Annotated in this window: 27 protein-coding genes and 1 pseudogene; 14 read left to right on the forward strand and 14 right to left on the reverse strand. The window is 44.7% G+C overall.

Annotated features, from left to right (window positions below):
* Positions 1 to 116 precede the first annotated feature (116 nt).
* Positions 117 to 1,127, reverse strand: coding sequence for an NADP-dependent oxidoreductase (locus tag L5M49_RS07740; protein WP_263265776.1), 1,011 nt, complete (start codon positions 1,125 to 1,127; stop codon positions 117 to 119).
* 146 nt (positions 1,128 to 1,273) lie between these two features.
* Here L5M49_RS07740 and L5M49_RS07745 point away from each other — a divergent pair, with 146 nt between their 5' ends.
* The 7 genes from L5M49_RS07745 to L5M49_RS07775 all read left to right on the forward strand — a co-directional run bounded on the left by L5M49_RS07745 (position 1,274) and on the right by L5M49_RS07775 (position 7,878).
* Positions 1,274 to 1,762 carry a MarR family winged helix-turn-helix transcriptional regulator gene (locus L5M49_RS07745; protein ID WP_263138198.1) on the forward strand — a complete coding sequence of 163 codons (489 nt, stop codon included), beginning with the start codon at positions 1,274 to 1,276 and terminating at the stop codon, positions 1,760 to 1,762.
* Between the two features lie 120 nt (positions 1,763 to 1,882).
* The gene (locus tag L5M49_RS07750) at positions 1,883 to 2,572 is read left to right on the forward strand and encodes a hypothetical protein (RefSeq protein ID WP_173496521.1); all 690 of its coding nucleotides are present in this window, start codon (positions 1,883 to 1,885) and stop codon (positions 2,570 to 2,572) included.
* 261 nt (positions 2,573 to 2,833) lie between these two features.
* Complete coding sequence (gene nrdD, locus L5M49_RS07755; RefSeq protein WP_263163218.1) at positions 2,834 to 4,951, forward strand: anaerobic ribonucleoside-triphosphate reductase; 2,118 nt, start codon at positions 2,834 to 2,836, stop codon at positions 4,949 to 4,951.
* Positions 4,952 to 5,055: 104 nt separating this feature from the next.
* Positions 5,056 to 5,517, forward strand: a complete 462-nt coding sequence (nrdG, locus tag L5M49_RS07760) for an anaerobic ribonucleoside-triphosphate reductase-activating protein (RefSeq protein WP_105252903.1) — start codon at positions 5,056 to 5,058, stop codon at positions 5,515 to 5,517.
* A 114-nt stretch (positions 5,518 to 5,631) separates the two neighbouring features.
* Complete coding sequence (locus L5M49_RS07765; RefSeq protein WP_028760414.1) at positions 5,632 to 5,988, forward strand: YibL family ribosome-associated protein; 357 nt, start codon at positions 5,632 to 5,634, stop codon at positions 5,986 to 5,988.
* A gap of 273 nt (positions 5,989 to 6,261) precedes the next feature.
* Positions 6,262 to 6,876, forward strand: a complete 615-nt coding sequence (gene ribA / locus L5M49_RS07770) for a GTP cyclohydrolase II (protein ID WP_006087423.1) — start codon at positions 6,262 to 6,264, stop codon at positions 6,874 to 6,876.
* A gap of 57 nt (positions 6,877 to 6,933) precedes the next feature.
* The gene (locus tag L5M49_RS07775; RefSeq protein WP_263163216.1) at positions 6,934 to 7,878 is read left to right on the forward strand and encodes a hypothetical protein; all 945 of its coding nucleotides are present in this window, start codon (positions 6,934 to 6,936) and stop codon (positions 7,876 to 7,878) included.
* 52 nt (positions 7,879 to 7,930) lie between these two features.
* On the opposite strand, the gene L5M49_RS07780 is transcribed toward L5M49_RS07775, so the two are convergent.
* The 5 genes from L5M49_RS07780 to L5M49_RS07800 all read right to left on the reverse strand — a co-directional run bounded on the left by L5M49_RS07780 (position 7,931) and on the right by L5M49_RS07800 (position 13,186).
* Positions 7,931 to 8,386, reverse strand: coding sequence for a FlxA-like family protein (locus L5M49_RS07780; RefSeq protein WP_263163214.1), 456 nt, complete (start codon positions 8,384 to 8,386; stop codon positions 7,931 to 7,933).
* Between the two features lie 169 nt (positions 8,387 to 8,555).
* Positions 8,556 to 8,939 (reverse strand): VF530 family DNA-binding protein, encoded by a 384-nt coding sequence (locus L5M49_RS07785; protein WP_198572217.1) that lies wholly within the window; start codon positions 8,937 to 8,939, stop codon positions 8,556 to 8,558.
* A 182-nt stretch (positions 8,940 to 9,121) separates the two neighbouring features.
* Positions 9,122 to 10,582: a carbon starvation protein A gene (locus L5M49_RS07790; RefSeq protein WP_263265777.1), complete on the reverse strand. Its 1,461-nt coding sequence runs from the start codon at positions 10,580 to 10,582 to the stop codon at positions 9,122 to 9,124.
* Positions 10,583 to 10,781: 199 nt separating this feature from the next.
* Positions 10,782 to 11,492, reverse strand: a complete 711-nt coding sequence (gene btsR / locus L5M49_RS07795; RefSeq protein WP_028760409.1) for a two-component system response regulator BtsR — start codon at positions 11,490 to 11,492, stop codon at positions 10,782 to 10,784.
* Positions 11,489 to 13,186: a sensor histidine kinase gene (locus L5M49_RS07800; RefSeq protein ID WP_028760408.1), complete on the reverse strand. Its 1,698-nt coding sequence runs from the start codon at positions 13,184 to 13,186 to the stop codon at positions 11,489 to 11,491. The genes btsR and L5M49_RS07800 overlap by 4 nt, the downstream gene beginning before the upstream one ends.
* 128 nt (positions 13,187 to 13,314) lie before the next feature.
* Between L5M49_RS07800 and L5M49_RS07805 the strand changes: the two genes are divergently transcribed.
* Complete coding sequence (locus L5M49_RS07805) at positions 13,315 to 13,557, forward strand: YecH family metal-binding protein (protein ID WP_263265778.1); 243 nt, start codon at positions 13,315 to 13,317, stop codon at positions 13,555 to 13,557.
* A 382-nt stretch (positions 13,558 to 13,939) separates the two neighbouring features.
* On the opposite strand, the gene L5M49_RS07810 is transcribed toward L5M49_RS07805, so the two are convergent.
* The 5 genes from L5M49_RS07810 to L5M49_RS07830 form a co-directional block, all read right to left on the reverse strand.
* On the reverse strand, positions 13,940 to 14,284 hold the full coding sequence (locus L5M49_RS07810) for a replication protein RepA (RefSeq protein WP_105252895.1): 345 nt from the start codon (positions 14,282 to 14,284) through the stop codon (positions 13,940 to 13,942).
* On the reverse strand, positions 14,271 to 14,939 hold the full coding sequence (locus L5M49_RS07815) for an AAA family ATPase (RefSeq protein WP_028760405.1): 669 nt from the start codon (positions 14,937 to 14,939) through the stop codon (positions 14,271 to 14,273). The genes L5M49_RS07810 and L5M49_RS07815 overlap by 14 nt, the downstream gene beginning before the upstream one ends.
* A 76-nt stretch (positions 14,940 to 15,015) precedes the next feature.
* Complete coding sequence (locus L5M49_RS07820; protein WP_263192887.1) at positions 15,016 to 15,318, reverse strand: PilZ domain-containing protein; 303 nt, start codon at positions 15,316 to 15,318, stop codon at positions 15,016 to 15,018.
* A gap of 158 nt (positions 15,319 to 15,476) precedes the next feature.
* Positions 15,477 to 15,881, reverse strand: a complete 405-nt coding sequence (locus tag L5M49_RS07825; protein ID WP_028760403.1) for a phosphate-starvation-inducible protein PsiE — start codon at positions 15,879 to 15,881, stop codon at positions 15,477 to 15,479.
* Positions 15,882 to 16,138: 257 nt separating this feature from the next.
* Positions 16,139 to 16,648, reverse strand: a complete 510-nt coding sequence (locus L5M49_RS07830) for a DUF2062 domain-containing protein (RefSeq protein WP_028760402.1) — start codon at positions 16,646 to 16,648, stop codon at positions 16,139 to 16,141.
* Positions 16,649 to 16,680: 32 nt separating this feature from the next.
* Here L5M49_RS07830 and L5M49_RS07835 point away from each other — a divergent pair, with 32 nt between their 5' ends.
* From L5M49_RS07835 to L5M49_RS07850, 4 genes are read left to right on the forward strand one after another with little or no spacing between them, the layout of a single operon-like run.
* Positions 16,681 to 18,999, forward strand: a complete 2,319-nt coding sequence (locus tag L5M49_RS07835; RefSeq protein ID WP_263186267.1) for a DNA internalization-related competence protein ComEC/Rec2 — start codon at positions 16,681 to 16,683, stop codon at positions 18,997 to 18,999.
* A gap of 32 nt (positions 19,000 to 19,031) precedes the next feature.
* Positions 19,032 to 20,840, forward strand: coding sequence for a lipid A export permease/ATP-binding protein MsbA (gene msbA / locus L5M49_RS07840; RefSeq protein WP_105252892.1), 1,809 nt, complete (start codon positions 19,032 to 19,034; stop codon positions 20,838 to 20,840).
* Positions 20,841 to 21,836, forward strand: a complete 996-nt coding sequence (lpxK, locus tag L5M49_RS07845) for a tetraacyldisaccharide 4'-kinase (protein WP_263265779.1) — start codon at positions 20,841 to 20,843, stop codon at positions 21,834 to 21,836.
* A gap of 10 nt (positions 21,837 to 21,846) precedes the next feature.
* A complete protein-coding gene (locus L5M49_RS07850) occupies positions 21,847 to 22,026 on the forward strand; it encodes a Trm112 family protein (RefSeq protein WP_006081200.1) in 180 nt (59 codons plus the stop codon).
* A gap of 138 nt (positions 22,027 to 22,164) precedes the next feature.
* Here L5M49_RS07850 and L5M49_RS07855 read toward each other — a convergent pair whose 3' ends face one another.
* On the reverse strand, positions 22,165 to 22,626 hold the full coding sequence (locus L5M49_RS07855; protein ID WP_263265780.1) for a hypothetical protein: 462 nt from the start codon (positions 22,624 to 22,626) through the stop codon (positions 22,165 to 22,167).
* A gap of 131 nt (positions 22,627 to 22,757) precedes the next feature.
* Between L5M49_RS07855 and L5M49_RS07860 the strand changes: the two genes are divergently transcribed.
* Complete coding sequence (locus tag L5M49_RS07860) at positions 22,758 to 23,447, forward strand: energy-coupling factor ABC transporter permease (RefSeq protein WP_263265781.1); 690 nt, start codon at positions 22,758 to 22,760, stop codon at positions 23,445 to 23,447.
* A gap of 161 nt (positions 23,448 to 23,608) precedes the next feature.
* Here the strand turns inward: L5M49_RS07860 and L5M49_RS07865 are convergent, their stop codons facing one another.
* Complete coding sequence (locus L5M49_RS07865) at positions 23,609 to 23,965, reverse strand: glutathione S-transferase N-terminal domain-containing protein (RefSeq protein ID WP_028760396.1); 357 nt, start codon at positions 23,963 to 23,965, stop codon at positions 23,609 to 23,611.
* Positions 23,966 to 24,266: 301 nt separating this feature from the next.
* Positions 24,267 to 24,518, reverse strand: a pseudogene (locus L5M49_RS07870) (hypothetical protein); the annotation flags it as partial.
* Between the two features lie 92 nt (positions 24,519 to 24,610).
* Here L5M49_RS07870 and L5M49_RS07875 point away from each other — a divergent pair.
* Positions 24,611 to 24,767 (forward strand): transposase (locus L5M49_RS07875; RefSeq protein ID WP_263265784.1); only part of this gene is annotated, 157 nt, incomplete at its 3' end.

Below are 24,767 nucleotides of genomic sequence, written 5' to 3' on the forward strand. Positions count from 1 at the left end.
AAAAGCTTTCATATAGATAGCGTTTGATTGCAAGATAAACAAAAGTCGGTATCACTTTCGCGATACCGACTATTTGCTATCTCATATTGAGATGTTTATACCGCTTTGTTGGTGACTTAGGCTAGTTTTACCAACATTTTACCGCGATTCTTACCTTCAAATAGACCGATAAAAGCATCAGGTGCTTGTTCAAGCCCTTGATAAATTGTTTGTTCTGCTTTGACTTTGCCTTCCGCTAACCATTGAGCCATTTTTGCGGTGAACTCAGGATAATGCGCCCAATGTTCGGATACGATAAAACCTTCTAACTTGAGTTTTCGCATTACAATTAGGGCTAAGTTGTCAGGGCCAGGCGTTGGAGTTGTGTTGTTATATTGCGAAATCATACCGCAAACAGCGATACGTCCATGATCTTTCATATTGCTCAGCGCTGCGGCTAAATGCTCGCCACCGACGTTCTCAAAATACACGTCAATTCTTTCTGGGGCGGCTTTTGTCAACGCTTGGGTGAGATTGCCACAAGTCTTGTAATTGATGACCGCATCAACACCATAACTTTTTAATAATTCAGCTTTTTCATCTGAACCGACAGAGGCTATTACACGAGCACCTATTAGTTTACCAATTTGGCAGGCTACGCTACCTACTGCGCCAGAGGCTGCGGAAACGAACAGTGTCTCACCCGCTTTTAAATCTGTAATGCGAGTCAGTCCTGTCCAAGCTGTCATGCCTGGCATGCCGAGTACGCCGAGGAAATGTGAACTATCAAGCGTAGTTAGTGGTAAAGCTGTTAGTCCTGCGGTATCTGTGACTGCGTGTTCACGCCAACCTAGCATGCTGCTGACTTTAGTACCAACCGGGAACTTGGTGTTTTTTGACGCGATAACTTCACCAATCGCACCGCCTTCTAAGACTTGATTTAAGGCGAAGGGCGGAACATAACTCTTGCGTTCAACCATGCGCCCGCGCATGTAAGGGTCAACCGACATCCATAGATTTTTAATCAGCACTTGTCCATCAGCGAGCGGTGCTAACGCTTTATTTACTAAAGTAAAATTCTGTGCTGTAGGCATGCCTTCTGGGCGACTAGCTAGATGGATTTCACGGGTTTCAGTCATACTCTTCATAAAAACTCACCTTTTGTTTGTGCGCAAACGAATGATGTTAACTCTACGTGGCTTTAAGATTGAATGCAAATAGTTTGCGCGCAAACTAGATGAGGTGGGACAGATCGGATAAGATAGCGTTATGTTTAAATGACAGGCGCTTAAACGTGCAGAATTGCTTACCTCAACCTGAGCTAGACGCTACAAAACAGACTCATAGCCAAGCTTCTAGCGATCCACTCTGTTTATCCGATAATGTTTGTTTCGCGTTATATTCTGCGAGCAATGCATTAGTGCGTGCTTATCGGCCTCTACTCGAGGCATATGAGTTAACTTTCCCTCAATATTTAGTGATGCAAACCCTGTGGCGTCAAAACGGCTGCAGCCAAACCCAGCTATCAATGGCGACTAAACTCGATATGGGAACCCTAACGCCAATCGTCAAGCGGTTAGAGTTGAAGGGGTTGATTACGCGATTAGCCTGCGTTGAAGATGAGCGGAAAAAGCTGATCACTCTGACAAGTCAAGGAGAGGGTATCAGGCACGAAGCTCTTGCCTTGAAGCAAACCTTGCTTGATAAAGTGCAGATGGACGCTGAGGCACTCGATTTACTAAGGCGGCAATGTCTTGCCCTTATTGAAGATTTACAGTCCTAGAGATAAATCTACTGGTGCTGTTCGCTACCCGAAAATTCAGGATCTGCACAGATTAATACTTGATTGGCTTAGTTTTTGCTTTAAAACCGTTATTGAGTCTTAGACGCCGAATTTTTGACGATGAATTCTATTTTAAATGCCTTTAATCTTAATCGCAGCAGTGCCAGTATCGCCGATGCCTATGGTGCCAATAGCCAAAAGACGAGCACGGCTAAAACCGATACTACGACAGAAACAAATAAAACGCAGACGGATGCTACCAAACCCGATAACGGTAAAACCGATGAGATAGCGCTGTCGCCAAGGGCGCAACGCGCACAGAAAATTCAATCGATGGCGAAGGATTTTTTTGCCGATGGTCAATTTGGCGTCGCCGATATTCCCGCATTGGTGTCGCGCTTACAAAAAGATGGCATTTTATCGGATGTGCAACTCGAGCGTTTATCGAAAAACGGTATTACAGTGCCGAGCACAACAACGCCGACTAAACAATCGTTGCAAGATTTTTTAGATGATGAAATCAAGTCATTAGCTAAAAAATCACCTAATAATCCTCTTATCAATACCTTAGTTGATGCTAAAAACGTCTTAACCAATATGGATGATGCTCAGTCGCCGGTGCTAGCCCAGAAGGCCACGAAAGTCCTTAGCCAATTGACGGATTATTTGAATTCTGAACCTCCGCTTACGGATGCTCAAAAGCAGCAGTGGCAGGGGCTAAAATCTATGATGCAACTTGCTTCATCTATGGGGGCACATCAATCTGCATCGGGCCAACTCAGTAGTTATCTTGCGCTTGCTAAACGTTAATTCACATCCATAGTGCGTGATAAACACAAATTGTCACGCATTCAACTAGCTGGGTTTAATCAGCAGGTCAAGGCGCAATTTTCAGATAATTGGGCCTAGCTGCAGTTCTTGTTTGTTCTTTTATTTCATCCTAAAAACTATGATCTGGATCATGGACTCCTTACCGTCATTGTAGCCTAATGCTCTACATATTGTGTTTTATGCTTTTAAAATCACTAGATGTAGTGTTAATTTTTAGGCGAGATGGAGAGGAACTGAACAATGCCAGTCGTAATTAAGCGTGATGGTTGCCGCACACCTTTTGATGAAACAAGGATAAGGGATGCAGTGAATGCCGCTGCAAACTCAGTTGGAATAGAGGATGGCGACTATGCAGCGACAGTGGCAGCGTGTATCAGTCAGAGCGTCGCGCCATTAGCTGAAGTCGATATCCACCATCTACAAGATGCGGTTGAGAATTTACTGATGGAAGGGCCGTACAAGTCCCTGGCGCGGGTGTATATCGAATACCGTCACGACAGAGATGTGTGCCGTGAAGCGACCAGTAAACTCAACCTCGAAATCCGTGGTTTAGTTGAGCAAAGCAATGCGGCTTTACTCAATGAAAATGCTAATAAAGATTCAAAAGTCATTCCTACTCAGCGGGATTTACTCGCGGGCATAGTCGCCAAACATTACGCCAAGAGTCATATTTTGCCAAAGGATGTGGTCGCTGCCCATGAAGCGGGCGAGATCCATTACCACGACCTAGATTACTCTCCGTTTTTCCCGATGTTTAACTGCATGTTGATTGATTTAGCTGGCATGTTGACCCACGGCTTTAAAATGGGTAATGCCGAAATTGAAACCCCTAAGTCTATTTCAACAGCGACAGCGGTGACCGCGCAGATTATTGCCCAAGTGGCGAGTCATATCTATGGCGGAACTACTATCAACCGTATCGATGAAGTGTTAGCGCCATTTGTCGCTAAGAGCTACGACAAGCATTACCAAATTGCCCTGAATTGGAAGATTACCGACGCCAAAGCCTTTGCCACGGCGCAAACTGAAAAAGAATGTCACGATGCATTCCAGTCTTTGGAATATGAGGTCAATACTTTACACACCGCCAATGGCCAAACACCGTTCGTGACCTTTGGGTTTGGTTTAGGTACGTCGTGGGAATCACGCTTAATTCAGCAATCTATGCTCAAAGTGCGGATGGCGGGATTGGGTAAAAATCGCAAGACGGCAGTATTCCCTAAGCTAGTGTTTGCGATTCGCGATGGTATTAATCATAAAGCGGGCGATTGCAATTACGATGTAAAACAGATGGCGCTCAAATGCGCGACAATGCGCATGTATCCCGACATTCTCAACTACGAGCAAGTCGAGAAAGTGACCGGTTCATTTAAAACCCCAATGGGCTGCCGTAGCTTTTTAGGCACCTATGAAGAAAATGGCGAGCTTGTGCATGAAGGGCGCAATAATTTGGGAGTGGTCAGTTTAAACCTGCCGCGGATTGCCTTAGAAGCCAATGGCGATGAAGCTGAATTTTATCGCATTTTAGATGACAGATTAGTATTAGCTCGTAAAGCACTGGATACCCGTATTGAGCGACTGAACGGTGTTAAAGCCCGCGTGGCACCTATCCTCTATATGGAAGGCGCCTGTGGTGTACGCTTGCGCGCTGATGATGATGTGGCGCAAATCTTTAAAAATGGCCGTGCGTCGATTTCACTCGGTTACATTGGACTGCATGAAACCATGAATGCACTCTATGGCCCCCAAACCCATGTATTTGATGATACACAATTGAGGGAAAAAGCCGTCGCTATTGTAGCCTATCTTAAAGCGGCCACGGATGCATGGAAGGCCGAAACAGGTTATGGCTTTAGTCTGTATAGCACGCCAAGTGAGAGTCTCTGCAGCCGTTTTTGTAAACTGGATGCGAAGCAATTTGGGCTAGTCACAGGGGTGACGGACAAGGGCTATTACACTAATAGTTTCCACCTCGATGTGGAAAAAAGTGTTAACCCTTACGATAAAATTGATTTTGAACAGCCATATCCCGCTATCGCGAACGGCGGCTTTATTTGTTATGGCGAATATCCCAATATGCAGCATAACCTCGAAGCGCTGGAAAACGTCTGGGATTATAGCTACAGCCGCGTGCCTTACTATGGCACTAACACGCCAATTGATGAATGCTACGACTGTGGCTTTACCGGTGAATTTAGTTGTACCAGTAAAGGGTTCACTTGCCCTAAGTGTGGCAATCATGAGCCTAGTCGGGTTTCTGTGACGCGCCGTGTGTGCGGTTACTTAGGCAGTCCTGATGCGCGGCCCTTTAATTATGGCAAGCAAGAAGAAGTAAAACGCAGGATCAAACACTTGTAACACTATTACCTTATTCTGCCTGTTAGACTTATTCCGTGGCATCAAATAGTGCCACGGGATGAGTGTCAGTGTTAAAAGATGAAATGCACTATGAGTGACCATCAATGAATTACCATCAATATTTCCCTATCGATGTGGTCAATGGCCCAGGTACCCGTGCGACCTTGTTTGTCTCTGGCTGTGAGCACCAGTGCCGCGGTTGTTACAACCAAAGCACGTGGGATCCCCGTTCTGGGCATGTGTTTGATAGGACGATGGAAGATAGGATTATTGCCGATCTCAATGATCAGCGGATTGTGCGCCGTGGTTTATCGCTTTCGGGCGGAGATCCTTTATTGCCTGTCAATCTCAGTGCCATTTTGACGCTCGTCAAACGAGTCAAGGCTGAGTGTAAGGGGAAGGATATTTGGCTGTGGACAGGTTATGTGCTCGATGAGTTGAGTGATGAACAGCGCGCCGTGTTGGCTTATATTGATGTGCTGGTGGACGGAAAATTTGAACAAAGTCTTGCCGATCCGAGTCTTGTCTTTCGCGGTAGCAGCAATCAGATCATTCGTTTGTTATAAAAGCGGTAACGAGGATCTGTAACTTGCTGCTATAATCTCAGGCCTTGACACAGACGCTAGCATAATCAGGCTAAGATTTTACTGTGGCTAACTTAGGTAATTTAAGGTAACAGAATGAATTTAAAGCAAGAACTGCAGCAGCTTAACGATAAATTAGATAAATTTCGTCGTAAACTTGCTGCGGCTGAACAAAGAGGCGATGACGTCATTATTGCCCAGTTCAAACGCGAAATCGCTGCGGTCACTAAGCAAATCGGCAGTGTGAAAGGGCAACAAACCCGCTTATTGAATAAGCAAGGGTCAGATATTAAAGGTTTGCCTTTCCATCGTGCTTTGACAAAAGCGGAACAAGCAGACATGGGCAAACTGAAAAAGTCTGTCAAAGGGCTTGTGGTAATCCACCCTATGACGGCTATCGGCCGTGAAATGGGGCTAACGGAAGTTACTGGATACGCTCCCGCAAAATTTTAATGTGGGATAGGATGTCACTGGCACGGGATCGAGTGTCGATCACGTGTTTGTGCTCCTTGTATTTAATGCACTGCTTCGTTTTAATCCATTCCTTCGTGCTGCCCATCGAAAAGACATTCATGTTTGGTTTAGTTGATTAAAACACTAAAGTATTTCTGGATTGTTCGAAAACACTTTAGAATGGTGCGCTTAGTTGGCTAAGTGCCTAATCCTCGTTTTGTTTCTAGGGATCTTATTCGTCTCATGGAATGAGAGTTGTCGTTAAGGTTAAGTATGTCGATAAAATATGTCGCGACGTCAAAGTTACCCACTCCTTGGGGCGTGTTTGCCATGCATGGTTTTGAAGATACCGAATCAGGTAAAGAGCATGTTGCGCTCACATTCGGTACGCTCAGTGCGGATGAACCTGTGTTGGGCCGTATTCATTCCGAGTGTTTAACCGGCGATGCTTTATTTAGCTTGCGTTGTGACTGTGGTTTTCAGTTACAAGCTGCCATGCAAAATATTGCGGAAACGGGCAGTGGCTTTATCCTCTATTTACGCCAAGAAGGCCGTGGCATTGGTTTGCTGAATAAAATTCGCGCCTATGAGCTGCAAGATAAAGGCGCCAACACGGTTGAAGCCAACGAGCAACTCGGTTTCGAAGCGGATATGCGTAAATACGACATGATCAAGCCTATGCTGGAACAGATAGGGGTGAAGCATGTGCGTTTGATGACCAATAATCCGCGTAAAGTGAAAGCGATGAAGGAGTTTGGCATCGAAGTGGTTGAGCGCGTACCGCTGCAAGTTGGTAAAAATCGTTATAACGAAGCGTACTTAAAAACTAAATCCACTGAGCTTGGACACATGATGTCTGAATATCATTTTATGGATGAAAATAAGTAGTTTTGTCATCATGATGAGTCGACCGATTGAGTTAAAAATGAGGAAGGTTTAAGTCAATTGAGCCATTGTTTCAGTCGGTTGCTATTAAGCTTGTCGCTAATGTGCTTGGCATTACTGAGCGTTATTCCTACCACCTTTGCCGATAGTGTCTCTGCTACAAATACATTTATATCTGCATCTCAAGCGGATTATTCCGACTTTTCTATCAATCATGCACCTAATAATGCTAATGGTAGTAATCCGATAGAAACTAGCACTAATCCAAATTCTGTTTACGCCTTTGGTAGTTATCTTGGCACTGGCGTTTACCGCGCTGCAAACCAAAATGCCACCGTCGTTAGTATTCCGTTAACTTTTGATTTGAAGAAAGATAGCGGTAGCCAAACTTGGTTACGGTTACCTATCTCCTTTGGCTTTTTTGATTATTTAGCCAAAGATATCACTGAAGGCGAGTTACCGTCGTCGATAGGCACTATGACAGTTACCCCAGGTTTTGAGCATCATTGGCAGGCGAGCGAAAATACTCGAATGGAAGGGTATTTAGATATCGGTTTTGGCACTAACTTCGATAAAAACGATAACGTTGCTATTATCGCCTCAGGGATCAGTAGCTTGTATGACTTTACCTTAGCAGGGCAGGATGCTGTGTGGGTATCGAGATTACGCTTTGCTGGGTACAGTGAGCACTATGGTAAGTTTTCGGATCAATTTGCAGTACTACAAACAGGTGTTGATTTAGGGTTAGCACCACGCTGGCAATGGTGGGATCTGCAGGTGCAACCAAGGATCTTTGCCGTGGGTTATTGGTATTTCAATGAACTCAGATTTATCAGCGAGATAGAGCAAGATACTATTGTTTCTGGCAGCTATGAGGCAGGCTTCTCCCTTGCCTTTTCTAAGCCGTTAGGCGGTGAATTATTGAGTGTTGATCGCATCGGATTTAGTTATCGTCGTGGCGATGGGCTCAATGTTTGGCGTTTAATGTTTAGCTTTCCTATCTAGGTTATCATCCATTACGGGCTGTATTACAAAGACTATTGGTAAGTTATCTTGTCTAAGCTGACTTTTGCGCGTCGCGCATCTTCTTATCAGTCAAGGTTGCTATTTGACTACTTAGCTGCATTATCTGTTCTTGGATTAACTTACGTTGTTGCTCCGCAACCTCAGAGTCATCTCCTTTAAGTTTGGCCAGCATTTTTTGTAGTGCTTTGATCTGCTCTTTTATTTTCTGGATCTGTTGGTCGATTAACGTCATGGGCTCTTCTGACGCATCATTTTCTATTCCATCTTTTTTGGCTGCAGCATTGTCTCTTAAAGGGGCACCTACATCTGCGGACAATGCGGCGCGGCCGGCTGAAGAAATGGAGACTGTGTCTTGAGTATCCTGCGCATCTGCTGTCGATTCATTAGTCGCCGTTTTTGTTGTGGCAGGAGTTGCTGCGATATATGCGCTCGATACCGGAGTGAAAGTTGAGCCGATTGTGGCACTGTTTATTCCATTAATGCTCATTCCATACTCCATTAGATGCAAACTGTGTTGATACTCAAATCGCTATCGGCCATTAATTGGAAAACTGAAGCTAATTTTTGGCTTATTTGGCAAAAAGCGCGATAGAGCTGATGATAATACAGCCCTTAAGTGAGGGCTGTTCACGTTTTATGGCTGCAGAGGGCGAAGATTAACTGTTACCCCAAATATGGCTATTTACTTTGTCATCTGTGTTAGGTTTATCGCTTTTAGCTGACTTGTCAGGGGGAGTTTGATTGGTTTTCTTCGTCGCAATTTTTGCCGCAGGCTTCTTAGCCGTTTGACTAGAGTCTACTTTGGGTGGCGGCAAGGGTAATTTATTGGCTCTTAAATAAAGATATTCGACTTTATCCCGCGCCCACTCTGTTTTTCTCAAAAAACGTAAACTGGATTTGATGCTGGGATCGTGGGTAAAACAACGGATATTAATTCTTTCACCTAATTCTTCCCAGCCGTATTTCTCGACTAAATAAGTGATGATCGTTTCCAGTTTAATGCCGTGGAGCGGGTTATTCGATTGATTCATATTATGCATGTTGCAATGTGCTATGGCGGGAGTATAGCAGTTTTGTATGCCTGATACAGTGTGGAATGGTATCGAGTCAAGCTTGAATTCCTTGCTAGCTCAAACCTGTGATAGCTGTTATTGGTGGAGCAGTATGATCAAAACAGGCGCAATAAAGCGCCTGTTTTAGTTTGGTCATTTGGACTGTTTGACTAGTCTTTGACTGTCTCTTTAAGCTCAGTTTCAACCGGTAAATCAATTTCGCCTTTACCTTTGGTTTTCACAATCAAGAGTGCTGTAATCACTAAGGTTGTGACTATGCCCGCTATGGTTGATACCGTCATAGGTAAACCGGCACCTAAGGTTGACGAGTTCAGTAGGAAGGTGATAACCACAGTGGTCATAAACATCGCTGGAATTGTCGCAATCCAATGTAGTTTGTTATGTCGTAGCAGGTAAGCCGAAGCCGTCCACAGCATTAATACTGCAGTGGCTTGGTTTGCTACACCGAAGTAGCGCCAAATCACACCAAAGTCCACTTGGGTCAATATGCCGCCGATAACAAACAGTGGGAGAGCTAACACTAAGCGCTTTGGTAGTGAGATTTGTGGCATATTGAAAAATTCAGCCAGAATCAAACGCGCTGAACGAAAAGCCGTATCGCCTGAGGTAATCGGCAGAATAATCACTCCTAGGATAGCCATAAAGCCACCAATAGCGCCTAACAGACCGGTAGAGGCCTCATAGACGACGTTGGCAGGGTTACCTGACATACCCGCACTTAACCCTTCTACTCCGCCAAAGTAAGACAACGCGATGGCACACCAAAGCAATGCGATAATGCCTTCGCCAATCATGGCGCCAAAGAAGACGAAGCGACCATTCGTCTCGTTTTCAACGCAACGGGCCATTAACGGTGATTGAGTCGCATGGAAACCCGATACCGCGCCACAGGCAATAGTGATGAATAGGGCAGGCCAAAGTGGCATGTCGTTCGGATTTAAGTTTTGGAAGAAATCGCCCGCTTGTACGTTAGGCAGTAAGGTTTGCTCGCTTGATAGCATAATTGCGAAAGCTAAACCAAACGACATGAAGAACAATAAAGCGCCAAAGAAGGGGTACAGACGACCGATAATTTTATCGACAGGTACCACAGTTGCAATCAGGTAATAGACGAAGATTATACCAACGAAGATACTGACATCCCAACCAGTAAGCTTGCCAAGTAAGCCAGCAGGCGCAGAGATAAATACCACACCGACGAGCAGTAACAGCACAATAGCAAACACGTTCATGAAGTGTTTGGCGCTCTTACCTAAATACTTACCCGCAAGGTTTGGCACGGATTGACCGCCATTGCGCACTGACAACATACCGGAGAAGTAGTCATGTACTGCACCTGCAAAGATACAGCCAACCACAATCCACAACATGGCTGCAGGACCATAGAGTGCACCTAAGATAGGACCAAAAATTGGGCCTACGCCTGCAATGTTTAATAATTGAATTAGATAGACTTTGCCTTTAGACATAGGCACAAAGTCGACGCCATCAGTTTGACTGAAAGCGGGTGTTTGACGATTAGCGTTAATGCCGAAGACTTTCTCGACAAAGGCGCCGTAGATAAAGTAGCCGCCGATCAGTAGACCGACACAGAGTAGGAACCACATCATTTTTGTTATCTCCCCATTTGAGTTCTGGCGAGTGTAAACAAGTTGTTGATATAAAACTTTGTAATCTCAATGAGTGGTCGAAAATGCAGTGTGAGCGGCAATAGGTGAGCTTAAGTGGTTACCATTGTATGTTAACGGTGAGTGTTGTTGGCTATCTTATGGCTAAAAATACGTCGCTAAGATGACTTTTGGATTGTGTTTATTGAAAGCCAAATAGCTGTTTAAGGCTTTTAAGATAGCGGCGTGATACGGGTACTTTATCGCCTAAATGAGTGGTGACTTCAGCCCCTGTATCTAACAGCTCAATTTCAGCAATCGCCTTAGGTGAAATCAAATACTGCCGATGGCAGCGCACCAGTGGGGTTTTTTCTTCGAACACTTTCAAGGTCAACTGGGTATGGACTTTGCCTTTCGTGCTGGCCACATGGATGCCGCTTAAGTCACTGAACACATATTCCACATCTTGGATTGCAATGACTTTGAGTTTATTGCCGCTGTAGCAGGGAATATGTTCAAGACTCTTTGGGGTAATGGAGTCCATAGCCTGAGGCGTTAGATTTTTACGCACACGAGTGAGGGTTTTACTGAGTCTGTCGGCATCTATGGGTTTGAGTAAATAATCGAAGGCATGATTGTCGAAGGCTTTGACGGCAAATTCGTCGTAGGCGGTGACAAACACGATTTTCGGCATGTCATCGGGGTCGAGCATTGCAATAAGTTCCATGCCCGAAATGCGTGGCATTTGGATATCAAGAAAGATTAACTGAGGTTTTTCTTTGGTTATGCTCTGTAATGCCTCAATAGCATTGGCGCATTGACCGACGATTTGGATGTCGTGTTCTTGCCCCAAAAGGTCAGCTAATTCTTCACGAGCAAACAGCTCATCATCGACAATTAAACAAGTGATCACGTGCGGTTATCCATATTTGATGTTTCAGGGCTTTCTATGGGCAATCTTATGGTGACACGAGTCAATTGATCGGGCTCGCACTCCACTGTCACGCCGTATTGTTCGCCAAAAATATTTTGAATTCGCTTATGCACTAAGTTCATCCCTAGGCCTTCTGATCCCTCAATGGGCTGATACAACCCTGCATTGTCTGTGACTTCTAGCTCCAACACATCATTTTCGAGCTTGCCTGTCACTTTAATCTGCCCTTGCTCAATCATGTGCGAAGTGCCGTGCTTTACGGCATTCTCAATAATTGGCTGCAGGGTAAAGGCGGGGACTTTACAGTGGTAGAGTGATTCAGGTATCGCGATACTGACTTGTAATTTATCAATAAAACGCGCTTTTTCAATGGTGAGATAGGACGCTATGTGATCTAGCTCATCCCCAAGCGTCACTAAGCCTGTCGTTCGCTTTAAATTGATCCGTAAAAATTGCGATAACTGCTGCAGTAGTTGCTTAGACATATCAGGATCACGTTTGATAATCGCGCTAATGGTATTCAGTGCATTAAATAAAAAGTGCGGATTGACCTGAGCCTGTAGCAATTTAAGTTCGGCTTGAGTCAGTAGATTTTGCTGTTGCTCAAAACGCCCATAAAGAATTTGGTTCGATAACAGGCGGGCAATACCTTCACCTAAAGTACGGTTGATATTCAAAAAAAGTTTATTCTTAGGCTCATAGAGTTTAATCGTGCCAATGACTTCGGTATCACTGCGCAGCGGGATCACTAGACTTGACCCTAGACGGCAATGAGAAGAAATAGAGCATGCATAGGGCGTTTCAACGCCATCGGCGAACATGACCTTATTTTGATTGATGGCTTCTAAGGTTATTTTGGACGAAATCGGTGTACCAGGGAGATGGTGATCGGCGCCTATGCCAATAAAGGCTAACAGTTTTTCCCTGTCCGTGATGGCCACTGCACCCACATTGGTTTCTTCGATGACGATTTGGGCGACGTGACTACTACTTTCTTCGTTAAATCCTTTGGATAGTAATCCGACACTGCGTTCGGCAATTTTTAATGCTTTAGTCGAAAAGCTCGATGAGAGTTTATCAAACATGGTTTTTTGGTCACGGATCATGCTCATAAAGAGTGCTGCTCCCACGGAATTGACTAATAACATGGGCGGCGCGATTTGACGTACCAATTCCCATGCATCATCGAAGGGGCGTGCGACCAAAAGTATGATGCTCATTTGCATCATTTCAGCATAAAAAGTCACTAGGCAAACGAGTAATGGATTGTAGATGAGCTCACTTTTATCTGCGCGTCTTAAGTAGAAGCTTATCATCCCAGCGGATAAGCCTTCTAAGGTGGTGGAGATGGCGCAGGCTATATCAGTAAAGCCGCCCATACTGTAGCGGTGTAGCCCACCAGTTAGTCCCACCAGAAAACCAGTAACGGGTCCTCCTAATAATCCGCCCAAAACTGCGCCCATAGCACGAGTGTTGGCAATCGCTCCCGAGGTTTGCTCACCAAAATAAGTGGCCATGATGCAGAAACTCGAAAAAATCAGATACATAAAAATCTTATGTGGCAGACGAGGAGACGTTTCGGCAAACAGTTTAAACAGTGGTGTTTTACTGACTAAGTAAACGATCACTAAGTACAGCGACATCTGTTGGGTCAGTAATAGGATCAAAGACATAATGGCTCACATTATCGTCACAGATGTCGGCGCAGTCGTCCCTATTTGAAAGTTTGTGCGCGAGATCAGGGTTCGAATTTAACCGTTAGGATATAAAGAACAATAATATTGCATCTTTAGGAGGGCATATGTCCAATTCTGTTCACGGTCATGATGTTATGGCGCTGATGGTAGCTCAAGGGGCCGCTATTATAAAGCCTGAATTAATTTCCATGATGGAGCAAAAGTTTGGCTCGGCGGCTCGATACCATACTTGTAGTTCAACTGATTTGAGTGCCGAAGCGTTAATTCAGTTACTCATAGCTAAAGGTAAGTTTTACGAAACGTCCCAAGGTATTCAACTTGTGGCTGGGCGAAGGTGTGAGCATTAATACCCATCGTATTAACTATCTGTTTATTCAGCGGGAATTTAACTCGCTTTAGACAAGGCGAAGGCTTGAAGGCATAGCGGTGCTCTGTCCAAAGCATTAAACGCTGTATAAGCGTGTTGCCATGCAGTGAATATCAGCCGCCCTTCTGGAGCCACACAGGCATTGTTGCATTGACTTAAAAGGGAATAACCATTTCTGCGTCAATGCGTCAATGCGTCAATGCGTCAATGCGTCAATGCGCCTTGGATTGAGATGCCAGTGAGGCTCTGAACTGACTAACTATTTAATATGATTGGTATAATACACAGTGACAATAGCGTGTACTCATTTTATTTCGTTGATTAGTTTTAGTCACATAGACGTGTAATCGTTTTGTTGAAGCTCAGGTTTCATCGTGGCGCTTATTTGCAATTTGCTCCTGCTGTGCGGGGGTGAGTTGGGTAAATTCATTGATCAAAATACGCAGTAATCGAGATTTTGCAATATTGGTGGATTTCGATAGGGCGTCAAGCTGGGAAATGCTGTTTTCAGTGAGGGTAAAGGTCGCGTGGCGATAAATCTTAGTCGATTTTTTATCTAAGCCCTTAACTATGGTGTGTGTTGTGGGCGCAGCTAATAAACTCGCCTTACCTAAGGCGTAGTTATTGGCATCTTCAATGAAATCATCGACAGAAACCGGCTTGATGATTTGCTTAGGTTTCTTACGTTTAAGATCAGTTAAGCTCATAGCTATTTTCTGGTGGCATTGCGAATAACTCATCCGCTATGGCGCGGATCTCATCGGCTGCTTTCCCATCGGGTTCTATTTCGACGACTGAAGAGCCTCTTTCTTCACTGTCATCATAAATATTTCGGCAAAATGTAACTGAATTTAGCACTCTTAGTCCAAAGGATTGCACCACATCTTTGGCTTCTAAAATGCGTTTAAACTGTGTAGGAAGCGCTGGACATTGGGTTAGCACTATAGTCGCGATCATTTTAGGATTCACCATCTTACACGTACTTAGCATGTCTTCCATGTGGGGTAATGTTTTGAGATCGCGTCTTTTGGGTCTGAGGGGGATCACAACATAAGTCGCTACCGACATAGCTGCGCGCATGGCTAAGTTATCTTGGCCACCACAATCTACAATTACGTAGTCAAAACGCTCATTGAGGCTGAGTAAATCATTACGAATCTTGCCGTAAAGTTGGATGCAATTAATACTTGGGAGGCTTGGATCATTATTTCTGGCTTGGATCCAATCTGAAGTCGTGCGTTGGGGATCACAATCGACCATGAGGACGTTTGCCTGAAATTTTTGCTTAATATAAACGGCAAGATTTTGAGCGAGACAACTTTTTCCGCTACCACCTTTTTCACCACCTACCAGCAAGATCATACTGACGCCCCTTAATGAATTGTTCAATTCATTGAGTGTAGAACAGAGCCATTAAAGCTGCGAAATTTAAGTTAAATTAAAGCAGTTGCATAGCAATATGGTAGCTTTGGTCATGGCATCTCGCGCAACGGCAGACTTGTCCTTTAACTGTATTTTGTTGGGATGAATTGGGATTAAAGGTCACTTCGATGAGTTCGCCCAGTGCAAACGGATTTTTATAATCGAATAAAATGCCGCGTCTTGCTAAGTCGATACACACACCTTCATCTGTTTGCTTCATGCCTTGAGTGTCGATCCAATTCAAGACCACGCGCTCTGCTTCCATGTCGACTCGCAGCGATGTGCGTTTTTCTTCAAAACCACTAGTATGGTCACCCATAACTCAATTGCCCCGTAAATTATTGATCTCAGTAAAACTAGCATAATTGCTTTTTGGCAGAATACCAATGTGAAAGCTAGGTCTTTGATAATAGTTTTAAAACGAGAAAAGCAGGTGCCATTGATTTAGGTTTCAATAGCACCAACTCAGGTATTTGATTAATTGTCGTATTCTTGATTTTTTGGATAAGGCATTTTTAATTGGCCCCAACGAATCACAATCACGGTTGCTGCTAAAATTAGCGTCGATAATGATATTGCTGCGATACGCCAGTCTTCCATGCTCTTCATATCTAAGATTAGGTAACGGGCCAAGGCGACAATCGCAATATAAAGCGGCATACGTACTGGTAACTTACCGGATTCATAGTAGTTAGCCACCATGGCTAACACTTCTAAGAAAATAAATAACAAGAGTAAATCGGCCAGTGCGACCATACGTACAGAGATGATATGCACAATTTCTTGGCCTATTGCGACAACGGTGGCAATGGCAATAATAAATAGGACTAAGTGTTCAACGGCTTTAAGGCTTTTAGAACCATATTGATGATAAAAAGGCATGGATATTCCCTACTTGATGTTTTTATAAATAGTAACAGCAAAAATCTGTTTTTAGGGAAAAGCTAGGCGCCGCTGTGTGATTTAATTCACAGATATGTACGATCTTAAATTCGGCGCAAAGTGGAGTTAACGTGCTTGTATGTAGAAGGTGATTTATATGATGAACAAAAGGGAAGCGAGAGCGAATGTGTTAATCCGCTTATGCTGTTACCTCGACTAAATCGTTGTACCAACATAAGCGGTTTGAATATAAAAGATTATTTATTCTTGCGTTTCTGCCACTTAAACATAATTGAATATTTCCACAGATTATTAATCAGCAAATAACCGACAGCGGAAAAAACCACTCCTAGCACGAGACACCCGAGTAAGAATGCCGGACCTATGGTCGCAAGCGATGCTTCAATCCATTGCCAACTTGCTTCGAAGGCAAAATCTTGCGGAGCATGGCCGAGTATTTTAGCACCGAGCAAATACGCCCCATAAAACATCACTGGCATAGTTAAGGGATTGGTTATCCATACTAATGCAACTGAAACGGGAATATTAACGTTAAATAGAATGGCAAAAGCCGCTGCAACAACCATCTGAAATGGCATGGGGATCCAAGCGACAAATAACCCTACGGCAAATGCGCCTGGGGCGGATTTTCGATTAAGTGCCCATAGATTGGGATTGTGTAACAAGCGTCCGAACATGCGTAAGTGTTTATGCTCACGCAAGGTTTCAGGCTTAGGCATAAATCTTTTAATTAATTTTTTTGGCATATGCTGAAATTGCTGTCTTAACTTAATTCACTATGAATCGATTCATGTTTGGCTTTAGTGCCATCTTATTATCAGCGATGTTATGGCCTTCGCTGCCGCCAGTCAGTTACATACCCTACTTTGTTGTTGGGGCGTTAATCTTACACCGAAAAATCCCTGTCTGTGCAGGTGGGCTCTTTGCGGTAGCATGGCTAACTGGTTTTTGCTTAGGATTATCTAGGCAGGATTTGCCAGTGTTACAACAACCTATACAGGTAAGGGGCGAAATCATATCACTAGTTAGTCGAAACAGCGACTGGCTAAGTTTGGATATATCGCTCATTAAACCAAATTTAATCTTAGGGCCAAACGCAAAATTGCGACTCACGTGGAAAGATCCGCCAGAAGTCGATGTGGGTCAGGTTTGGCTGTTTACGTTGACACCTAAGAGCATTGCTAGCGTGCTAAATCAAGGCGGCTACAACGAACAAAAACAATTAATCAGTCAACATGTTGTCGGTAAAGGACGAGTGATTGAGGCGCAGTTACTTGCGGTTTCGCCTTCATTACGTAATGACCTCATAAGCGCATTGACACCTGAATTAGCCTCTTTACCTCAAGGTGACATTTTACTTGCCTTGCTTTTGGGGGATAAGCATTTGATCTCACAAGCTCGTTGGCAAGCACTAAGGCAGACAGGCACTGGCCATTTAGTGGCGATTTCCGGTTTGCACCTCTCCGTTGTCGCGGCATGGGTATACGCTTGCCTTTTGTTTGGATTGAGTCGTTTGGTGTCACATCAGAGTCGACGTAATATGACTTTTGCGTTAGTCGCGGCAGGTATAGGCGCCGCATTTTATGCCTATCTTGCAGGCTTTGGTGTGTCGACTCAGCGTGCACTCGTGATGATTTTACTGTTAATGCTACTGAGTTTATTAAAGCGATTTTCTACTGCGTGGGAGCGCTTGCTGTTTGCATTGTTTGTCGTATTGTTACTCGACCCGCTTGCTTGTTTAAGTGCGGGATTTTGGCTGTCGTTTTGTGCTTTAGGGGTGATTTTATATACCTTAGTCATCCAGCCCAAAGAGTTTACGGCTGTGTCGACTCGAAGGACGCGTGTAGGCGCGGGGCTTTTGCAATTTTGGGCCATCCAGTGGCGCTTGAGCCTTGGGCTTGGATTACTGCAAGGAGCACTCTTTGGTGGTGTGAGTTTACACAGCTTGTGGATGAATATCCTAGCTGTGCCATGGTTTAGTTTTGTTGTTATCCCATTAGCTATGGCGGGATTTATATGCTGGTGGGTTGGTACTGCGTTTGGGTTCTCTTGGTTGGGACTGCTTCGCCTAAGTGATTGGAGTTTATCACCCTATTCGCAGTTGCTAGACATAAGCCAGCAATTGCCAGCCCATTGGTTAGCGCTTTCAGATACGATATTAGCCTTGGGGTTATCCGCGCTCATCGGTGGTGTGTTATGGCGCTATGTGCCTAAAAATAAAAATTATACTTCTTGGTTAAGCCTGCTGAGTTTACTGTTTATTCCCGCTTTGCTTTTCTGTATTACGCTGTGGTCACCCTTTCAAAATAATCGATGGGCTATGCATTTACTGGATGTGGGCCAAGGTTTAGCTGTGGTTATTGAAAAGAATGGTAGAGGGCTGGTCTACGACACTGGTGCCGCCTTTGGTGATGACTTCAGTTATGCGGAGCGGGTGATATTACCTTTCCTAAAAGCCAAAGGCATTCAAGATATTGATTATATTGTTATCAGCCATAGCGATAACGATCATGCAGGTGGTGCCCCTGTTTTGATTGAGGCTTACCCTAAGGCTTTAGTGATCACAGACGTGGCTGGCTTTAGCGGCCAAGATTGCCGCCCAAGGCAGATTCAATGGCAAGGGCTGAGCTTGAATTTGCTTTCTCCGCCTCAAGCGTTAGTGGGTAATAATGGTTCCTGTGTTATACGCATTGATGATGACAGGCAGAGTCTACTGCTTACGGGGGATATCGAAAAGCAAATCGAAACTTCGCTATTAAGTCGTGCCCTAAGTGGTGAGTATGAGTTACAAAGTGAAGTGCTCGTTGCGCCCCACCACGGCAGTAAAACCTCGTCAACAGAAGCCTTTATTGATGCTGTTGCCCCCAAGTTAGTTTTGTTTCCTGCTGGTTTTGCTAATCGCTGGGGGTTTCCAAAATCCACAGTGGTTGAACGGTATCAGCAACGGGAGATTATGGGCCTAACTACAGGTATAGAAGGGCAAATTAGTGTGATTTTTCAGCAGTCTGAGCGAGAGGTTAAGACCTATCGTGGTGATTTAGCGCCATTTTGGTACAACTCTCTGTTTAGATTTGGTGACTTGATTAATCCAGAGTAGAATGCCTACTTTGCCATAATTTAGTGTTATCAATGACAACATCTCCTAAAGACGAAATGTGGACAGTTTTCAAACGATTACTGGGCTATATAAAACAGATGAAAGGCATGTTTATGCTTTCAGTTGCGGGATTAATTATTTATGGTCTCGTCGATGCCGCCTTTATCGCTTTCATCGGCCCCTTTATTGATAAGGGTTTCTCCGGCGGCGCACCTGCTGCGGTGACCAACGGCATCGCATTGCCAACCAGTGAAGGTTTCCACGCAAACAACGACGTGCTTATGATGGCGCCGCTTGTGGTTATCGTTATGTTTTCCCTACGTGGCTTTGCTAACTTTGTTTCGACTTACGGCATTTCATATATGAGTGCACGTTTGATCATGGACATGCGTCAGCAAGTGTTTGAGCATTATCTGAGCCTGCCTGTCAGTTATATGGATAAGGAAAATACCGGTAACTTGATCTCAAAAGTGACTTTTGATACTGAGCAAATCGCTCGAGCATCGGGAAGTGCTTTGATTTCCATCGTCCGCGATAGTGTGACTGTGTTTGGTATGCTGGTGCTGATGTTCTATAACTCTTGGAAACTATCCCTCTGTATTCTTGTGATTGGTCCTATCATGGGCATGGTCATTGCGGTGGTTAGTCGTCGTTTCCGCAAGGTCTCTAAGCAAATTCAAACAGCCATGGGCGGGGTGAGTGCGACTACGGAGCAAATGATTAAAGGCCATAAAAACGTATTGGCCTTTGGTGGACAGGAAACCGAAGCCACTCGTTTTGCTAAAGTAAACGATCAAAACCGCCATCAAAATATGAAGTTAGCTGTGGCACAAGCCATTAGTCAGCCTCTGATCATGATTATCGGCTCATTCGCCTTAGCCTTTGTACTTTATGCGGCAAGCTTAGACAGCATGAAAGCTGATCTTACCGCGGGTACTTTCGCGACGATTCTTGGCGCTATGATGGCCATGTTACAGCCAATCAAAAACTTAACCCGAGTGAATGCCGAATTTCAACGGGGTATTGCGGCTTGTACCACAGTGTTTGAATTACTGGATACGCTGCCTGAGTCCGATACGGGAACTTATACTGTCGAGCGTGCTAAGGGTCATCTACGTTTTGATAATGTGTGTTTTACCTATGACAGCCAAGATCGTCGTGCACTTGAGAATGTCGATTTTGAAGTCAAACCTGGACAAACCTTAGCCTTAGTTGGACGTTCTGGCTCAGGTAAGTCGACTATTGCGAGTTTAGTGACCCGTTTTTATACGGGCCTTGAATCCGGCGATATTCTGCTTGATGACGTCAGTATCTACGATTACTCGCTAAAATCGCTGCGTAATCAAGTGGCACTAGTATCGCAACAGGTGACCTTGTTCAATGACACGATAGCCAATAACATCGCTTACGCCTACCCAGGTGAAGCCACTCGTGAGCAGATCATCGAAGCTGCGACCTTGGCCTATGCGATGGAGTTTATTGATCAGCTGCCCCAGGGCCTTGATACCCAAGTGGGTGAGAATGGTGTGTTATTGTCCGGTGGTCAAAGGCAGCGGATTGCGATTGCGCGCGCTATGCTACGTGATGCGCCCGTGTTGATCCTCGATGAAGCGACCTCTGCACTGGATACTGAGTCAGAAAAAGCCATTCAAAAAGGGTTAGATAACCTCAGACAAAACCGCACATCTGTAGTGATCGCCCACAGGTTGTCGACCATCGAGAGTGCGGATCAGATTTTAGTAGTCGATCAGGGGCGTATCGTCGAGCGCGGGACGCACCAATCACTATTGGAATTAGATGGCATGTACGCCAAATTATACCAGATGCAATTTGGTAGTTAGATGCAGGCCTTAGTAAATAAAATTTGGTATCAGGGCCATCCACTGCGATGGCTCTTGTTACCTTTATCTGGCTTATTCGCGGTTATCACTTATGTGCGCCGCGCTTTGTTTCACCTCGGAATGAAATCACAAACTGCAATGCCTGTACCTGTCATCGTCGTCGGTAATATTACCGTCGGTGGCAGTGGTAAGACGCCAACTGTGATTTATCTGATTGAATTACTGCGCCAACATGGATTTCACCCCGGTGTGATCAGTCGTGGTTACGGTGTTGATATTCAAGGCGTTAAATCGGTTTGCTTAGGTGCAAGTGCGGCAGAGGTGGGTGATGAACCTGCCATGATAGTGGCGCGTACTCAAGTGCCCATGGTGGTTGGCGCTAAACGGGTCGATGCGGCTAATGCGCTTATTGCTGAGTTTGGTGTCGATGTCATCATCTGTGACGATGGCCTACAGCATTATGCTCTGGCACGCGATATTGAGTTGGTGGTAATTGATGGTCAGCGCGGTTTAGGCAATGGCTTGCTATTGCCAGCAGGTCCATTGCGTGAAGGCGTGTGGCGTCTCGATACCGTGGATTTTATCGTCAGTAATGGCGGCCCAGCGGCAAAAGGGCAGTTCGAAATGCAACTGACACCTATGGCAGTGAAGCCTGTTAAATGTGATGCGATGTCTGGTGAATATACTTTCGATAAGTCTCAGCCGCTCGTTGCGATGGCAGGCATAGGTAATCCAGCGCGTTTCTTTGAATCGTTGCGCGCACAAGGCTATCAACTGGCCTTCTGCCATGGTTTTGATGACCATCAGGCCTACGATAAAACCCAGTTAGGTGATTTAGCCCAAGGCTTGCCACTGTTGATGACAGAAAAAGATGCGGTTAAATGTCGCGATTTTGCACAAGAAAACTGGTGGTATTTGGCGGTCGATGCCAAGCTATCCCCACAATTTGATGAACAGCTGCTCGCACGTCTTCGTGAAGTGGCTGCAGCTAAATAAGGAAACTTCTATGGCATTCGATAAAAAATTGTTAGATATAGTGGCTTGCCCTGTGTGTAAGGGAAAACTTGAGTACGATAAAACGACGCAGCAGTTGATTTGTAAGGCAGATAAACTTGCTTATCCGATCACTGAAGGTATCCCTGTGTTATTGGAAAATCGTGCTGTGCCACTGACCGAATCAGTTTAGTGTGATGTGAATGCGCGTATTGTCTCATACGCGCATGCTTACTTTTTATTCTGCTTATTATCGTTTTCGCTATTTTTAGCCAATTTAAGTTTTTTTGTATTGGTAACTGTGCACGTTTCTTCATTACTTTGAGTTTAGTTAATAGCTCATAAATTTTTGTTTATCAGCATTGGTTGCCCCCTCTTGGCACTCACCGCGGATTTCTCCTCGACCAGGCTCGATAATTCGGCTTAATTCAATATAACCTTCGCGGCAATAACCCGTCATTTCAAGGGTTTTGATTAAACCCAAATCAACCTGTCTCCCCCAAATTTCTAATGAGTCCTGTAGATCTTGCATCGCGCGACGTTGCTCACGGGGATCTTGCATATTACGTATGCGTGCCTCGTGTGGAAAAGGGCGCTCTGTATCATTCATTGTCGATTTTTCATCGACCAGACGAGCTTTGTAGCTGAAGAGTTTAAGGCCATCGTTTTTAATATCCGTCGTTAACTTATCCCGTAATTTTCCGGCGAGTTCACTCGGGTCAATTGGCGCACTGCTGCAGGCGATGAGCGAGAAACAACTTAAGATGGCAAGGTTGAGATATCGAAACGGCATAATCAAATTTAACTCTTAGTTATTAACTGACAGAAGAATACCTTAATATGGCCCTAAAGTTCATGGATTTATGGCATTCTCATTGGCTGAGTACGCGCCGATAGGTGTAATGGATTAAGGATGGGCGAGTAATGTTGGCGTTTTGGTCGAATAAATGGGCGCAAATCGAATGGGATATGGGCCTGACTCAAGGTATATGCCTTATGTTCTTGGCGTTATGGATTTACGCCATATGGCCAAAAGAAGAGTTAGTGCAGCTCCGGCGGGATAAACATCTCCAATTACGTTTGTTGCTGACGTTGGTGGGGATCAATGCACTGTGGTCGTTAAATGCCAGTATTCAAACTGGATTGCATCTGCATTTTCTGGGAATTGTCACTTGTATGCTGATGTTCGGCTGGCGTCTTGCGACCTTAGTGTTGCTATTGCCGAGCGCTTTTTTTAGTCTTTTTATATTAAAGCAGCCCGCTGATTTTGGTGCTTTTAGTTTGTTCGCTATGGCTGTACCGCTGTTTCTGTGTTTTATCCTATACAGTCGCAGTTACCATTTATTTCCTAAGCATATTTTTGTATTCATTTTCGTCAGTGGTTTTATCAATGCGGGCCTCTCAACTGTGTTTCATCAATTGAGTTGGGCGACGTGGTTGTGGTCTGCGGCGGATTACGATTGGAATGTGTTAGTGGACGACTACCTGATGCTAATCCCTTTGCTGGCATTCCCAGAGGCATTGCTTAATGGCATGGCGGTGACGCTATTGGTGGTGTATCAGCCCCAGTGGTTATTTGATTATTCTGACCGTGAATATTTGTGGCGTAAGTAAATGCGATAAAAGAATGTGATAAAACAACGCAATAAAAGAACTGCGCCCGAAACCTCGTCATTCCAACGTAAAGCCCTTTGTAAGGAGCCCATTGAACAGACGATTGAAAAGGTTATTGGACGCACTTATTTGTATATTTGCGCTGACCGTTGCGCCGTGATTTAGGCGAAGCGTTGGTCTAAGTAGTTAATGATTTCTTTTGATTCATATAACCACTGTACTTGACCGTTTTCTTCAATCCGCAGACAAGGCACTTGCTGTTTGCCGCCTTGAGCGATGAGTTCATCTTTATGCGGTGCTTTTTTAGCGTCGTGGGTCACTATGTTGAGTCCTTGGCGACGCATTGCACGGCGGACTTTTACACAAAATGGGCATGCAGGATATTGATACAGGGCTAATGCTTGAGTTTGAGCATCAATTTTTTGTTGCTCAGCCAGTGGACGTTGGCGCTTCTTAGGGCTAAATACGAAGTTTAAAAACAGAATAATCCTGCCTAAAATCCAGCGAATGATAAACATGTTATTGACCTTAATGATAATTTTTGTTGAAGAACATTTGTGCGTCATGGCGCCACAGAAAGCGTGCGGCGAGTCTGGGTTCCAGTCGTTTAAAACTGTGATCTCAGTTGTATAAAGGCCGCAGAGTGTAACCTATGGCACCAAGCACGGCCAACATTTTAGAGTGAATTAACAGATAGATGATTTGATTGTAGAAGAATGGTTTTTTGATTGGTTATGACGCTTAGCCATAAGGTAAAAGCCCGCTAAAGTCGAACTTTAGCGGGCTTAGTTTTATATAAAAAGCAGTTAATTAGCAGAGTTATTGAGCATCAATGGTGAGGCTCACTTGGGCTGCATTCTGGGTTAAACTCACTCGGCTTTCGAGCAAGAAGATCCGCTCTGGAGCAATTTCTTTCACGTCCACAAGGTAAGCTTTAACGGCTTTGGCTCTTTCTTGGGCCAAATTACCCAACATGCCATCGTTAACATTCTGCGCTTTTACCGACAGATTATATAAAGCGATATGCCAGCGGGTGGTGATTTCGTCATCGGAAAGCTGCGCGTCTTTGGCCCTGACTCTTATACACAAGTAGCGCCCTGAACGGAACCTTTCCCGTTTTCCAGGATCTGATCTTCCATGTGACTCCCAACATGGTAACGATCATGCTAACTTCTGCTCTTCATCATGCGGCCGACTGGGCTAAATCTGTGTTCTCTTCGGCGGCACTGGGTGATCCTCGCCGTACCACCCGTCTGGTTAACGTCGCCGCTCAATTGGCAAAATGTTCTCGAAAATCAATAACCATCTCATCAGAGGGCT

The organism is Shewanella sp. SM74 (assembly GCF_025653725.1).
Taxonomy (GTDB): domain Bacteria; phylum Pseudomonadota; class Gammaproteobacteria; order Enterobacterales; family Shewanellaceae; genus Shewanella; species Shewanella oncorhynchi.